Source organism: Enterobacter sp. 301B, assembly GCF_003850715.1.
Taxonomy (GTDB): domain Bacteria; phylum Pseudomonadota; class Gammaproteobacteria; order Enterobacterales; family Enterobacteriaceae; genus Enterobacter; species Enterobacter intestinihominis.
The window spans coordinates 52,962-66,443 of the sequence record NZ_PQTC01000020.1; the positions used below are offsets into that span (position 1 = coordinate 52,962).

A 13,482-nucleotide genomic window follows, 5' to 3' on the forward strand; every position below is an offset into this window, starting at 1 on the left:
TCCCTCTCTTTTCTGCTATTCTGCCCCCCGCAATTAAGGGGGCAGCATGCTTAACATCGTCTTATTCGAACCAGAAATCCCACCCAATACCGGCAATATCATCCGCCTGTGCGCCAACACCGGTTTTCGTCTGCACATCATTGAGCCGATGGGCTTTACGTGGGACGACAAACGTCTGCGCCGCGCGGGGCTGGACTACCATGAGTTTACTGCCGTCGTTCGTCATCACGATTACGCCGCGTTTCTGGACGCAGAGAAGCCGCAGCGCATGTTCGCCCTGACCACCAAAGGCACGCCAGCGCACAGTGCCGTAAGCTATCAGGACGGAGATTATCTGATGTTTGGTCCGGAAACCCGCGGCCTGCCGGCCACCATTCTGGATGCCCTGCCCGCTGAGCAAAAAATTCGTATTCCGATGATGCCGGACAGCCGCAGCATGAACCTGTCGAATGCGGTGTCGGTGGTGGTGTATGAGGCGTGGCGCCAGCTGGGTTATCCCGGCGCGATACTGCGTAGCTAAAACAGTTCGGGTGGCTTGCGCCACCCGATTGTCTTTTTAGTCTGCTACTGCGATACGTTTCATATCGGTCATGTAGCCACGCAGTTTCTGGCCCACTTTCTCGATTTCGTGGCTGCGAATCGCTTCGTTTACGTCACGCAGCTGCGCGTTATCAACCGCACCTTCCGCAATCGCTTTACCCAGATCGCCTGCTTGCAGGGTAGTCATGAACTCTTTCAGCAGCGGTACGCAGGCGTAAGAGAACAGATAGTTACCGTACTCGGCGGTATCGGAGATCACCACGTTCATCTCATACAGACGCTTACGGGCGATGGTGTTTGCGATCAGCGGCAGCTCGTGCAGCGATTCATAGTACGCAGATTCTTCAATGATGCCGGAATCCACCATGGTTTCGAACGCCAGCTCAACGCCCGCTTTCACCATCGCGATCATCAGTACGCCTTTATCGAAGTACTCCTGCTCGCTGATTTTACCCTCGAACTGTGGTGCCGTTTCGAACGCGGTTTTACCGGTCTCTTCGCGCCAGGTCAGCAGTTTCTTATCGTCATTCGCCCAGTCCGCCATCATGCCGGAAGAGAACTCGCCGGAGATGATGTCGTCCATGTGTTTCTGGAACAGCGGTGCCATGATGGTTTTCAGCTGTTCAGAGAGTGCGAACGCGCGCAGTTTTGCCGGATTGGACAGACGGTCCATCATCAGCGTAATGCCGCCCTGCTTCAGCGCTTCGGTGATGGTTTCCCAGCCGAACTGAATCAGTTTTTCCGCGTATGCCGGGTCGGTGCCCTCTTCCACCAGCTTGTCGAAGCACAGCAGAGAACCCGCCTGGAGCATGCCGCACAGAATGGTCTGCTCGCCCATCAGGTCAGATTTCACTTCCGCAACGAAGGAAGATTCCAGTACGCCCGCACGATGGCCTCCGGTGGCCGCTGCCCAGGCTTTGGCAATCGCCATGCCTTCGCCTTTCGGATCGTTTTCCGGGTGAACGGCGATCAGCGTCGGTACGCCGAAACCACGTTTGTACTCTTCGCGCACTTCGGTGCCCGGGCACTTCGGTGCCACCATCACTACGGTGATGTCTTTACGGATCTGCTCGCCCACTTCAACGATGTTGAAGCCGTGGGAGTAACCCAGCGCAGCGCCGTCTTTCATCAGCGGCTGTACGGAACGCACAACGTCTGAGTGCTGCTTGTCTGGCGTCAGGTTAACCACCAGGTCCGCCTGCGGGATCAGCTCTTCGTAGGTACCTACTTTGAAGCCGTTTTCGGTCGCTTTACGCCAGGAAGCGCGCTTCTCGGCAATCGCTTCTTTGCGCAGGGCGTAGGAGATATCCAGCCCGGAGTCACGCATGTTCAGACCCTGGTTCAGACCCTGTGCGCCACAGCCAACAATGACCACTTTTTTACCCTGAAGGTAGCTCGCGCCATCGGCAAATTCATCGCGCGCCATGAAGCGGCATTTGCCCAGCTGCGCCAGCTGCTGGCGCAAGTTCAGTGTATTAAAGTAGTTAGCCATGGGTGATACCTCGTGATGTTGTGTGTCTTATTGTTCGGTTCGCGTTTCAGCGAGAATGTACCCACATTACAACAGGAAATTTATTGCGGAAATTGATATATTCACAACGTCACATTGCAATTTATGCAATGTAAAAAGAGGGAGTGGAATCGGTGGATTTACGCGATCTGAAAATGTTCCTGCATCTGGCGGAAAGCCGTCACTTTGGCCGCAGCGCCCGGGCGATGCACGTCAGCCCTTCCACGCTGTCGCGCCAGATCCAGCGCCTTGAGGAAGACCTCGGCCAGCCGCTGTTCGTGCGCGATAACCGCACCGTCACCCTCACGGAAGCCGGTGAAGAGCTGCGCATCTTTGCCCAGCAAACCTTGTTGCAGTACCAGCAGCTGCGGCACACCATCGACCAGCAGGGGCCGTCGCTGTCCGGCGAGCTGCATATTTTCTGCTCCGTGACCGCCGCCTACAGCCATCTTCCCCCCATTCTCGACCGCTTCCGCGCGGAACATCCGTCGGTTGAAATTAAGCTCACCACCGGCGATGCCGCCGACGCGATGGAAAAAGTGGTCACGGGCGAAGCGGATCTCGCGATTGCCGGGAAGCCGGAAACCCTGCCGGGCGCGGTAGCGTTCTCGATGCTGGAGAATCTGGCGGTAGTACTGATTGCCCCGGCGCTGCCCTGCCCGGTGCGCAACCAGGTCTCGGTGGAGAAACCGGACTGGTCGACGGTGCCGTTTATCATGGCCGATCAGGGGCCGGTGCGCCGCCGCATTGAGCTGTGGTTCCGCCGCCAGAAAATCAGCAACCCGTCGATTTACGCCACGGTCGGCGGCCATGAGGCGATGGTGTCGATGGTGGCGCTCGGCTGCGGCGTGGCGCTGCTGCCAGAAGTGGTGCTGGAAAACAGCCCGGAGCCAGTGCGCAATCGCGTGATGATTTTAGAACGCAGCGACGAAAAAACGCCGTTCGAGCTTGGCGTGTGCGCACAAAAAAAGCGGCTGCATGAGCCGCTTATTGATGCGTTCTGGAAGATATTGCCGAACCACTAAAGCCGGGTGGCGCTGCGCTTACCCGTCCTACACGCAGCTCAACCCTTAGCCCGCGAGGAAGAAGCGGAACGCCGGGTTGTGGGTTTCGTCATGGCACTCATAGCCCAGCTCGTTCAGGCGCGTTTCGAAATCCGGCTCGTGCTCGCCCAGCTCGAACGCCGCCAGCACGCGGCCGTAGTCGGTGCCGTGGCTGCGGTAGTGGAACAGAGAAATGTTCCAGTGGGTGCCCAGCGTGTGCAGGAACTTGAGCAACGCGCCCGGCGATTCCGGGAACTCGAAGCTGAACAGGCGTTCCTTGAGCGGCTTGGATGGACGGCCGCCGACCATGTAACGCACGTGCAGCTTCGCCATTTCGTCGTCGGAGAGATCGACCACGCTGTAGCCGCCGTCATGCAGCAGGCTGAGGATCTCTTTGCGCTCCTCCACGCCACGGCTCAGACGCACGCCGACAAAAATGCACGCATCTTTGGCATCGGCAAAGCGGTAGTTGAACTCCGTTACCGAACGGCCGCCCAGCAGCTGGCAAAACTTCAGGAAGCTGCCCTTCTCTTCCGGAATGGTCACCGCCAGCAGGGCTTCACGCTGCTCGCCCAGCTCACAGCGTTCGGACACGTAGCGCAGGCCGTGGAAGTTCACATTGGCGCCGGAAAGCACGTGCGCCAGACGCTCGCCGCGAATGTTGTGCTGGGCGATGTATTTCTTCATCCCCGCCAGCGCCAGCGCGCCGGACGGCTCCGCCACCGCACGCACATCCTCGAAGAGATCTTTCATCGCCGCGCAGATAGCGTCGCTGTCGACGGTGACGATATCGTCGAGATACTCCTGGCACAGACGGAACGTTTCATCGCCAATGCGCTTCACCGCCACGCCCTCGGCGAACAGCCCGACGCGCGGCAGATCCACCGGATGTCCGGCGTCCAGCGCCGCCTTCAGGCAAGCGGAGTCTTCCGCTTCAACCGCAATCACTTTGATCTGCGGCATTAGCTGTTTGATCAGCACCGCCACACCAGCGGCTAAGCCACCGCCGCCCACCGGAACGAAAACGCGGTCGAGATGGGCATCCTGCTGCAACAGTTCCAGCGCCAGCGTACCCTGCCCGGCAATCACCATCGGGTGATCGAACGGCGGGACCCAGGTGAAACCCTGCTGCTGCGCCAGCTCAATCGCTTTGGCTTTCGCTTCGTCAAAATTCGCGCCGTGGAGCAGCACTTCCCCGCCAAAACCGCGCACCGCGTCGACTTTGATATCCGCCGTGGCAACCGGCATCACGATCAGCGCTTTCAGCCCTAAACGGGCCGCGGAGAACGCTACGCCCTGCGCGTGGTTGCCCGCCGACGCGGTAATGACGCCGCGCGCTTTCTGCTCATCCGTCAGCCCGGCCATCATCGCGTAGGCGCCGCGCAGCTTGAAGCTGTGCACCGGCTGCCTGTCTTCGCGCTTCACCAGAATGACGTTGTCGAGGCGCGAGGAGAGTTTGTCCATTTTTTGCAGGGGCGTGACCTGCACGGCTTCATAGACCGGCGCGCGCAGCACCGCTCTCAGGTATTCCGCCCCCTCGGGGGCGGCGGATAAGGGTTGTGACTCGGCCATCATTAGCCCCCAAGTTTAGATTTATCGCGCACCGCGCCTTTATCTGCACTGGTGGCAAGGCTTGCGTAGGCACGCAGGGCGAAGGAGACTTCACGCTGGCGGTCTTTCGGCGTCCAGGCTTTGTCGCCGCGGGCTTCCTGCGCTTCACGACGGGCCGCAATCTCCTGGTCACTCAACTTCAGCTGAATGCCGCGGTTCGGAATGTCGATTTCGATCAGGTCGCCATCTTCGATGATCGCGATATTGCCGCCGCTTGCCGCTTCCGGGGAGACGTGGCCAATGGAGAGGCCTGACGTGCCGCCAGAGAAACGACCGTCGGTGATCAGCGCGCAGGCTTTGCCGAGGCCCATCGATTTCAGGAAGGTAGTCGGGTAGAGCATCTCCTGCATGCCCGGACCGCCTTTCGGCCCTTCGTAGCGAATGACCACCACGTCGCCTTCCACCACTTTGCCACCGAGGATAGCGTCTACCGCCTCGTCCTGACTTTCATACACTTTTGCCGGACCGGTGAATTTGAGAATGCTGTCGTCCACGCCTGCGGTTTTCACGATGCAGCCGTTTTCCGCAAAGTTACCGTACAGCACGGCCAGACCGCCGTCTTTGCTGTAGGCATGTTCCAGCGAGCGGATGCAGCCTTCGGCGCGATCGTCATCCAGCGTGTCCCAGCGGCAATCCTGCGAGAACGCCTGCGTGGTGCGAATACCTGCCGGACCGGCGCGGAACATCTTTTTCACCGCGTCGTCTTTGGTCAGCATCACGTCGTACTGGTCCAGCGACTCCGGCAGCGTCAGGCCGAGCACATTTTTCACGTTGCGGTTCAGCAGCCCTGCGCGATCCAGCTCGCCGAGAATACCGATGACACCACCAGCACGATGCACGTCTTCCATATGGTACTTCTGGGTACTCGGCGCGACTTTACACAGCTGCGGCACTTTGCGGGAGAGCTTGTCGATGTCGCTCATGGTGAAGTCGATTTCGGCTTCCTGCGCGGCGGCCAGCAGGTGCAGAACGGTGTTGGTGGAACCGCCCATGGCGATATCCAGCGTCATGGCGTTTTCGAACGCCGCTTTACTGGCGATGTTGCGCGGCAGCGCGCTGGCATCGTCCTGCTCGTAGTAGCGTTTGGTCAGCTCAACGATGCGCTTGCCCGCGTTAAGGAACAGCTGCTTACGGTCGGCGTGGGTCGCCAGTAGCGAGCCGTTACCCGGCTGAGAAAGGCCCAGCGCTTCGGTCAGGCAGTTCATGGAGTTGGCGGTGAACATCCCGGAACAGGAGCCGCAGGTCGGACACGCGGAGCGTTCCACCTGGTCGCTCTGCTCGTCAGAGACTTTCGGGTCCGCGCCCTGGATCATCGCATCGACCAGGTCGAGCTTGATGATTTTGTCGGAAAGCTTGGTTTTACCCGCTTCCATCGGGCCGCCGGAAACGAAGATCACCGGAATGTTCAGGCGCAGGGAGGCCATCAGCATCCCCGGGGTGATTTTGTCGCAGTTGGAGATACAGACCATCGCATCGGCGCAGTGGGCGTTAACCATGTACTCCACCGAGTCGGCGATCAGCTCGCGCGACGGCAGTGAATAGAGCATCCCCCCGTGGCCCATTGCGATACCGTCATCCACCGCAATGGTGTTGAACTCTTTCGCCACGCCGCCGGAGGCTTCGATTTGCTCGGCAACCAGCTTACCGAGATCGCGCAGGTGCACGTGACCCGGCACAAACTGGGTGAAGGAGTTCACCACGGCGATAATTGGCTTGCCGAAATCGGCGTCGGTCATTCCGGTGGCGCGCCACAGTGCGCGGGCACCCGCCATATTACGGCCGTGGGTGGTGGTGGCTGAACGATACTTAGGCATGCTTTATTTACTCCCGTCTGACTATTAAATGGGACGGTGCGTGCCGTCCCAAATTTATATTTAGTGATTAACCTGATCCAACCAGCCGTATTTGTCTTCTGTTTCGCCGGTGAACAGGCCGAAGAAGGCTTGCTGAATGCGTTTGGTGACCGGACCACAGCGGCCTTCGCCCACCTGAATGCCGTCGACGCTACGCACCGGTGTAATTTCAGCCGCAGTACCGGACATGAACACTTCGTCAGCCAGGTACAGGGATTCGCGGGACAGCACCTGCTCGCGTACTTCGATACCCAGATCTTTTGCCAGCTTGATGATGGCGTCGCGGGTGATGCCCGGCAGCGCGGACGAGGTAAACGGCGGGGTGAACAGAATGCCGTCTTTCACTTCAAACAGGTTTTCGCCCGCACCTTCGGAGATGTAGCCATTTACATCGAGCGCGATACCTTCCTGGTAACCGTGACGGCGCGCTTCGCTGCCAACCAGCAGTGAGGAGAGGTAGTTACCGCCCGCTTTAGCCGCGGTCGGGATAGTGTTTGGTGCCACGCGGTTCCAGGAAGAAACCATTGCGTCGATCCCCTGATCCAGTGCTTCCGCGCCCAGGTAGGCGCCCCACGGGAACGCAGCAATGATCACATCGGTGTTATAGCCAGCGGGCGGATTGACACCCATGCCGACATCACCCACGAAGACCAGCGGACGAATATAGGCACTGGTCAGTTTGTTCTGGCGGATCACCTCGCGGCAGGCTTCCATCAGCTCATCAACGCTTTGGGAGACCGGGAAACGATAAATTTTGGCTGAGTCATGCAGACGCTGCATGTGTTCGCGATGGCGGAACACCACTGGTCCTTTGTGAGAATCGTAGCAACGGATGCCTTCAAACACGGAGGTGCCGTAGTGCAGCGCGTGGGACATCACGTGAACTTTCGCGTCTTCCCAGCGAACCATCTCACCATTGAACCAAATGTAATCAGCTTTTTTTGTCGTCATTTTTTCGTCCTGTCACGCTTAAGCGCGGATTTGTTGTGATGTGGTTGTGCTCTGGCAGATGGCAACATGGGCAACGTCTACCAGTTTTGATAACTGACTAAACAGTAAGTCGACCGGCCGCGGGCTGGCAACGGTTAATTCGATACTGATATTTTGTGCATCCGTGGCCGTTTCCATATTCATAGAGCAAATCTGAAAACCACGGTGACGGACCACACGCAATACGCGTTCTAACGTTTCCGGGTTGAAGCGAGCCTGCACGGCGACCTGATGTTGCATCATGATAATTTCTCCAGCATTTGTGAGTTACTGGCACCGGGCGGTACCAACGGCCAGACGTTCTCAAGCTCGTCGATTGAGACATGAAGCAGGTATGGCCCTTCGCTTGACAGCATGGTGTCGAGTGCCGCTTCAACCTGGTCTTTACGGGTGATGTGCTGGCCAGGAATGCCGAAGGCGCTGGCCAGGGTGAGGAAATCGGGGTTGTCGGTCAGGGTCGTTTCGCTGTAACGCTCCTGGAAGAACAGCTGCTGCCACTGGCGAACCATGCCCAAACGCTGGTTATCGAGCAAAACGATTTTCAGCGGTAACTGCTTACGCTTCACGGTGCCGAGCTCCTGGACGTTCATCATGAAGGAGCCGTCACCGGAGATACAGATAACGGTATCGTTCGGGCGGGCAACCTGTGCGCCCACGGCAGCGGGCAGGCCGAAGCCCATCGTGCCTAAGCCGCTCGAGGTGATGAAGTTCTCCGGGCGGGTGTAGGTCATGTGCTGGGCTGACCACATCTGATGCTGGCCGACATCCGTCGTCACCACGCTGTCTGCGGGTTTGCGGTCGGACAACTGTTTCAACAACAGCGGCGCATAGATGGCCTCGCCGGGGTGGTCGTAACGCCAGGCGTGCTCGGTGCGCATGTCTGCGGTGTGCTGACGCCACGCGTTGATATCCAGCGGCTGCTGCAGTGCCAGTAACAGCGCGTTGAGATCGCCCTGCAGCGCGACGTACGCCTGACGCAGCTTGTTCATCTCCGCCGGGTCGATGTCCATATGGATCACTTTGGCGTTCGGCGCAAAGGTGTTCAGCTTGCCGGTGACGCGGTCGTCAAAACGGGCGCCGACGGCGATGAGAAGGTCACACTCCTGCACTGCCAGGTTTGCCGCTTTGGTGCCGTGCATCCCTAACATGCCCAAATAGTATGGATAGTCCGCGTCGACCGCGCCCAATCCTTTCAGCGTGCAGGTGGCGGGCATTTGCGTTACTGCGATAAATTCGCGCAGGGCAGGAACGGCCTGCGCCATGCCCACGCCGCCGCCTACATACAGCATCGGCTGTTTCGCCTGCGCCAGCATCTGGCGAGCCTCTTCAACCTCCGCATGGGGAAACACGTCGTCGCTTTCAACGGTGGAGAAGTGCGGTTCCAGATCGCCGAGTGCAACCTGAATATCTTTCGGGATATCTACCAGAACCGGTCCAGGACGGCCAGAGCTGGCAACCTCGAACGCTTCGGCCATCACGCGCGGCAGCTCTTCGAGAGACTGAACGAGGAAGCTGTGTTTGGTGCAGGCAAGCGATAAACCGAGCACATCCACTTCCTGGAAAGCATCGGTGCCGATGAACGGAGAGGCCACCTGGCCGGTGATCGCCACCACGGGTACGGAATCGAGCAGCGCGTCAGCCAGGCCGGTGATCAGGTTCGTTGCGCCCGGACCGGAGGTGGCCATACAGACGCCGGTTTTACCGGTCGCACGGGCATAACCGATGGCGGCCATCGCTGCGCCCTGCTCGTGTCGGCACAAGAGGTGTTCCACGCCGCCGTCATACAGTGCATCGTAAATCGGCATAATTGCGCCACCCGGATAACCGAATACGGTTTCGACTCCCTGCGCGCGCAACGCATGTACTACCCATTGTGCCCCATTCATAGTTAGTTCCCCGTCATAAATCTAGAGAAACAGAATTTTGTGCTAGTCGTCATTCTCTGCTCCTCATTTAAGTTTTTTAGTCATAAAAAAACCCCCGGACCTTTCGGTGCGGGGGTCTTAGTTCGTTAAGGCTTGATTTCTAAGCCTTTCCTCGTCCAAGTGCAGCCCCGCACGGTGGGATAATAATCACCACCACGCTAATCACGACCAGGCTAATCACTCGTAGAAGGGCTGTCATTTTCAGTTCTTTTTGCATCTTGTTCGAAGGAATACCTAAAGAGTTACCACAGATATTTCATCTGACACAAGATTTTTTTATGACCCACTTCTGTAGCAGGCGAACTATTTCTTTCAAAATCGTTGTTTTATATAGGGAAAAAATAGAAATGAAGATTTTTCATTTTTTGGCCCGTTTCATCAGGCAAGGCGCGCATGATTTCTTTTCTGCGAGGCCGATTCCACCGACATGTAATGATTACATTTAGCCGCTAAAAGGCTGGAACGAGCGCCGTATTTCAGTGAATTAGCGCTAAACAGGAAAAAATGATGCTGGCATAGTTACCGCCAAGGAGGGGCTTATGTCACTGTCAGTTGTTTATACACGCGCGGCCATCGGCGTAAAGGCACCGCTTATTTCTGTAGAGGTTCATTTAAGTAATGGACTGCCCGGACTGACGCTGGTCGGCTTACCCGAAACGACCGTTAAGGAGGCCAGGGATCGCGTGCGCAGCGCAATTATTAATAGCGGTTATGCTTTTCCGGCGAAGAAGATCACCATCAACCTTGCGCCCGCCGATTTGCCAAAGGAGGGAGGGCGATATGATTTACCTATTGCTATAGCGCTTCTCGCGGCTTCTGAACAGCTCAATACGTCAGGGTTAAGCTCGTGCGAGTTCGTGGGTGAATTAGCGCTTACAGGCGCGTTAAGAGGCGTTCCCGGAGCAATCTCGGGTGCGCTTGAAGCCATACGCGCGGGAAGGCAAATCATTGTGGCCAATGAAAATGCCTCTGAAGTCAGCCTTATCGCCGAAAAGGGGTGTCTTGTCGCGGGACATTTGCAGGAGGTTTGCGCCTGGCTGGAAGGCCGACACGAGCTTGCCGAGCCGCAGGAGAATGAGGAGGTAGTGGCAGATTCACCCGATGACCTCAGCGATATTATGGGTCAGGAACAGGGTAAGCGGGCGTTAGAAATAACGGCCGCGGGTGGGCATAACCTGCTACTGATAGGTCCGCCAGGCACGGGGAAAACGATGCTGGCGAGCAGGTTGAGCGGCCTGCTGCCCCCCCTCAATAATCACGAAGCGCTGGAAAGCGCCGCGATATTTAGCCTGGTCAGTTCAATATCGCTGCATAAACAGTGGCGCCGCCGTCCTTTCCGCTCGCCACACCACAGTGCGTCTCTTACCGCGATGGTGGGCGGGGGCTCAATTCCCGGACCGGGTGAAATCTCACTGGCACACAACGGCATTCTGTTCCTGGATGAATTGCCAGAGTTTGAACGCCGCGTGCTGGATGCGTTGCGGGAGCCGATTGAATCCGGCGAAATCCATCTGTCTCGTACACGCGCCAAAATAAGCTACCCTGCGCAGTTTCAGCTGGTCGCCGCGATGAACCCTAGCCCAACGGGCCATTATCAGGGCAACCATAACCGCTGTACGCCGGAGCAGACGCTGCGCTATCTGAGTAAGCTGTCCGGCCCCTTCCTCGACCGTTTTGATTTATCTCTCGAGATCCCCCTGCCACCGCCCGGTCTGCTGAGGCAAACCGGTATCAAAGGCGAAAGCTCAGCAGTGGTGCGAGAACGGGTTATTGCGGCTCAGGCGCGGCAGTATGCTCGTCAGAACAGGCTGAATGCCCGGCTGGATAACAGCGGGATCCGACAGTTTTGCTCTCTCAACGCCGAAGATGCAGGCTGGCTGGAAGAGACACTGACGCGGTTTGGGCTATCCATTCGCGCGTGGCAGCGTTTGTTGAAAGTTGCGCGCACGGTCGCTGACGTGGAGGGCTGCCCCGGAATAGAGAGGCGACATTTGCAGGAGGCATTAAGCTACCGTGCGATCGATCGGCTGCTGTTGCATCTGCAAAAAATGCTGGCATAAAAAAAGGGGCCGTAGCCCCTTCTCTTCTTAATCGTCAGACTCGGTGTAGTCTTCTGCACCTTCCATCTGCGGCTTGCCGCCAGACAGCGTATGGAAACGCTTAGGACGCTTAATGCGAGCCATATACTTGATCCATACACGTTCTGCATCAGACTGCGGCTCACGCTCACCACGACAAACAGAGACAAATTGTTTTTCATCTTCGGTTGCCGGTTCGCGCTTACCCAGATCCAGCTCGTTAAAGGCATAACCATGGCGCTCAAGAAGTTGAGCTTCTTTGATAGTGAAATCGCCGTGACGAGAGAACCCGCGCGGATAATGTTTATTATCGAAAAAACGATTAGTCGTCGTAAAGCTTTCCGCCATCCTACACGCTCCTAATTCTTTGGCCGAGCTATTTATGGCGCGGAGTATTAGTTACGCTTGACAGAGTGTAAAACAAAACATTTAAATCATAACGACAAATAATTTTGTGGAGAAAGATGTGGATACGGAATTGCTAAAAACTTTCCTCGAAGTGAGCAGAACGCGGCACTTTGGGCGAGCAGCTGAAGCCCTCTACCTGACGCAGTCAGCAGTCAGTTTTCGTATTCGACAGCTGGAAAATCAACTGGGTGTGAACCTTTTTACCCGCCATCGCAACAATATTCGTCTAACCCCGGCCGGTGAAAAGCTATTGCCTTATGCAGAAACCCTGATGAATACCTGGCAGGCAGCGCGAAAGGAGGTTGCGCACACCTCCCGGCATAATGAATTCTCGATCGGTGCCAGCGCTTCACTATGGGAATGCATGCTCAGCCAGTGGCTTATGCGGCTATATCGCACACACAACCATCTGCAATTTGAGGCGAGGATTGCGCAACGCCAGTCGCTGGTTAAGCAACTCCACGAGCGGCAGCTTGATCTGCTGATCACCACAGAAGCCCCCAAGATGGATGAATTTAGCAGCCAGATTGTTGGACAGTTTAGCCTGGCGCTCTATGCATCCGAGCCTGCAATGATGAAGGCCGACCTGAATTATTTACGCCTGGAATGGGGGCCTGATTTTCAGCAGCACGAGACGGGGTTAATTGCCAGCGATGATATCCCGCAACTCACGACAAGCTCTGCGGAGATCGCATGCCAGCATCTTCCCACACTGAAAGGCTGTACCTGGTTACCTGTTCGCTGGGCGGATAATAAACCCGCACTCCATGTTGTCACCGATTCAACAACGCTCTCCAGGCCGCTGTATGCTATTTGGTTGCAAAACAGCGATAAGCAGTCGCAGATAAAAGATCTGTTAAAAACCAGCATACTGGATTAACGCAAAAGCCTGCGGAAACGCAGGCTGCTTATTCTTCAGGAAGGTGTTGAGTCGTTTTGCAGGCAAAAAAAAATCCTTTGCCGAAGCAAAGGATTCTATATGGCAGGGGCGGAGAGACTCGAACTCGCGACACCCGGTTTTGGAGACCGGTGCTCTACCAACTGAGCTACGCCCCTAAATTTTTTTGCCATTAAGCCTGCCCTTTGGGCAGGCTTAATGTCTTAATAAGTGGCGGAACGGACGGGACTCGAACCCGCGACCCCCTGCGTGACAGGCAGGTATTCTAACCGACTGAACTACCGCTCCACCGAATACTTCTGTAACCACCGGATTAATGCACCGGCTTACTACTTAATTTGATGCCTGGCAGTTCCCTACTCTCACATGGGGAGACCCCACACTACCATCGGCGCTACGGCGTTTCACTTCTGAGTTCGGCATGGGGTCAGGTGGGACCACCGCGCTAAAGCCGCCAGGCAAATTCTGTTAATCTGTATCAGGCTGAAAATCGTGTCTGTCTCTTCGCCAAAACAGCTTCGGCGTTGTAAGGTTAAGCCTCACGGTTCATTAGTATCGGTTAGCTCAACGCATCGCTGCGCTTACACACCCGACCTATCAACGTCGTAGTCTTCAACGTTCCTTCA

At 56.8% G+C, this 13,482-nt stretch carries 13 protein-coding genes, 2 tRNA genes and 2 rRNA genes; 4 read left to right on the plus strand and 13 right to left on the minus strand.

The genetic code is table 11. The features are described from left to right. Positions 1-46: 46 nt before the first annotated feature. Positions 47-520: a tRNA (uridine(34)/cytosine(34)/5-carboxymethylaminomethyluridine(34)-2'-O)-methyltransferase TrmL gene (trmL, locus tag C3451_RS19145; protein ID WP_022649772.1), complete on the plus strand. Its 474-nt coding sequence runs from the start codon at positions 47-49 to the stop codon at positions 518-520. A gap of 36 nt (positions 521-556) precedes the next feature. On the opposite strand, the gene ilvC is transcribed toward trmL, so the two are convergent. After that, positions 557-2,032: a ketol-acid reductoisomerase gene (gene ilvC, locus C3451_RS19150; protein WP_022649773.1), complete on the minus strand. Its 1,476-nt coding sequence runs from the start codon at positions 2,030-2,032 to the stop codon at positions 557-559. 152 nt (positions 2,033-2,184) lie between these two features. On the opposite strand from ilvC, the gene ilvY reads away from it, so the two are divergent. Next, on the plus strand, positions 2,185-3,075 hold the full coding sequence (gene ilvY / locus C3451_RS19155) for an HTH-type transcriptional activator IlvY (protein WP_017382574.1): 891 nt from the start codon (positions 2,185-2,187) through the stop codon (positions 3,073-3,075). Between the two features lie 45 nt (positions 3,076-3,120). Here the strand turns inward: ilvY and ilvA are convergent, their stop codons facing one another. From ilvA to ilvL, 7 genes are all read right to left on the minus strand, one after another. Beyond that, a complete protein-coding gene (gene ilvA, locus C3451_RS19160; RefSeq protein WP_100148853.1) occupies positions 3,121-4,665 on the minus strand; it encodes a threonine ammonia-lyase, biosynthetic in 1,545 nt (514 codons plus the stop codon). A gap of 2 nt (positions 4,666-4,667) precedes the next feature. Continuing rightward, entirely contained in the window at positions 4,668-6,518 is a 1,851-nt protein-coding gene (ilvD, locus tag C3451_RS19165) for a dihydroxy-acid dehydratase (RefSeq protein WP_022649775.1), read from the minus strand. A 60-nt stretch (positions 6,519-6,578) separates the two neighbouring features. Continuing rightward, positions 6,579-7,508 (minus strand): branched-chain-amino-acid transaminase, encoded by a 930-nt coding sequence (gene ilvE / locus C3451_RS19170; protein WP_003860182.1) that lies wholly within the window; start codon positions 7,506-7,508, stop codon positions 6,579-6,581. Positions 7,509-7,526: 18 nt separating this feature from the next. Beyond that, positions 7,527-7,790 (minus strand): acetolactate synthase 2 small subunit, encoded by a 264-nt coding sequence (gene ilvM / locus C3451_RS19175; RefSeq protein ID WP_003860184.1) that lies wholly within the window; start codon positions 7,788-7,790, stop codon positions 7,527-7,529. Continuing rightward, a complete protein-coding gene (gene ilvG / locus C3451_RS19180; protein WP_045623194.1) occupies positions 7,787-9,433 on the minus strand; it encodes an acetolactate synthase 2 catalytic subunit in 1,647 nt (548 codons plus the stop codon). The genes ilvM and ilvG overlap by 4 nt, the downstream gene beginning before the upstream one ends. Before the next feature lie 2 nt (positions 9,434-9,435). After that, positions 9,436-9,486: a peptide IlvX gene (gene ilvX, locus C3451_RS24430; RefSeq protein WP_166792073.1), complete on the minus strand. Its 51-nt coding sequence runs from the start codon at positions 9,484-9,486 to the stop codon at positions 9,436-9,438. An 86-nt stretch (positions 9,487-9,572) separates the two neighbouring features. Further along, positions 9,573-9,671, minus strand: coding sequence for an ilv operon leader peptide (gene ilvL, locus C3451_RS19185; RefSeq protein WP_001311244.1), 99 nt, complete (start codon positions 9,669-9,671; stop codon positions 9,573-9,575). Between the two features lie 340 nt (positions 9,672-10,011). Between ilvL and C3451_RS19195 the strand changes: the two genes are divergently transcribed. Further along, positions 10,012-11,532: a YifB family Mg chelatase-like AAA ATPase gene (locus C3451_RS19195; RefSeq protein WP_045308985.1), complete on the plus strand. Its 1,521-nt coding sequence runs from the start codon at positions 10,012-10,014 to the stop codon at positions 11,530-11,532. Between the two features lie 27 nt (positions 11,533-11,559). On the opposite strand, the gene C3451_RS19200 is transcribed toward C3451_RS19195, so the two are convergent. Beyond that, positions 11,560-11,898, minus strand: a complete 339-nt coding sequence (locus tag C3451_RS19200) for a DUF413 domain-containing protein (protein WP_006808641.1) — start codon at positions 11,896-11,898, stop codon at positions 11,560-11,562. A gap of 118 nt (positions 11,899-12,016) precedes the next feature. On the opposite strand from C3451_RS19200, the gene hdfR reads away from it, so the two are divergent. Further along, positions 12,017-12,838 (plus strand): HTH-type transcriptional regulator HdfR, encoded by an 822-nt coding sequence (hdfR, locus tag C3451_RS19205; protein WP_022649779.1) that lies wholly within the window; start codon positions 12,017-12,019, stop codon positions 12,836-12,838. A 100-nt stretch (positions 12,839-12,938) separates the two neighbouring features. Here the strand turns inward: hdfR and C3451_RS19210 are convergent. The 4 genes from C3451_RS19210 to C3451_RS19225 all read right to left on the minus strand — a co-directional run. After that, positions 12,939-13,014, minus strand: a tRNA-Trp gene (locus C3451_RS19210). Positions 13,015-13,067: 53 nt separating this feature from the next. Continuing rightward, positions 13,068-13,144, minus strand: a tRNA-Asp gene (locus C3451_RS19215). Positions 13,145-13,199: 55 nt separating this feature from the next. Continuing rightward, positions 13,200-13,315, minus strand: a 5S ribosomal RNA gene (rrf, locus tag C3451_RS19220). 69 nt (positions 13,316-13,384) lie between these two features. Further along, positions 13,385-13,482 (minus strand): 23S ribosomal RNA (locus C3451_RS19225); the annotation flags it as partial.

What these genes read in the sequence shown, in the direction of transcription:
- ilvC (WP_022649773.1), bottom strand. Translation starts at nt 2,032, where the DNA reads ATGGCTAACTACTTTAATACACTGAACTTGCGCCAGCAGCTGGCGCAG.
- ilvL (WP_001311244.1), bottom strand. Translation starts at nt 9,671, where the DNA reads ATGACAGCCCTTCTACGAGTGATTAGCCTGGTCGTGATTAGCGTGGTG.
- ilvA (WP_100148853.1), bottom strand. Translation starts at nt 4,665, where the DNA reads ATGGCCGAGTCACAACCCTTATCCGCCGCCCCCGAGGGGGCGGAATAC.
- ilvM (WP_003860184.1), bottom strand. Translation starts at nt 7,790, where the DNA reads ATGATGCAACATCAGGTCGCCGTGCAGGCTCGCTTCAACCCGGAAACG.
- trmL (WP_022649772.1), top strand. Translation starts at nt 47, where the DNA reads ATGCTTAACATCGTCTTATTCGAACCAGAAATCCCACCCAATACCGGC.
- ilvD (WP_022649775.1), bottom strand. Translation starts at nt 6,518, where the DNA reads ATGCCTAAGTATCGTTCAGCCACCACCACCCACGGCCGTAATATGGCG.
- ilvE (WP_003860182.1), bottom strand. Translation starts at nt 7,508, where the DNA reads ATGACGACAAAAAAAGCTGATTACATTTGGTTCAATGGTGAGATGGTT.
- ilvG (WP_045623194.1), bottom strand. Translation starts at nt 9,433, where the DNA reads ATGAATGGGGCACAATGGGTAGTACATGCGTTGCGCGCGCAGGGAGTC.
- C3451_RS19195 (WP_045308985.1), top strand. Translation starts at nt 10,012, where the DNA reads ATGTCACTGTCAGTTGTTTATACACGCGCGGCCATCGGCGTAAAGGCA.
- C3451_RS19200 (WP_006808641.1), bottom strand. Translation starts at nt 11,898, where the DNA reads ATGGCGGAAAGCTTTACGACGACTAATCGTTTTTTCGATAATAAACAT.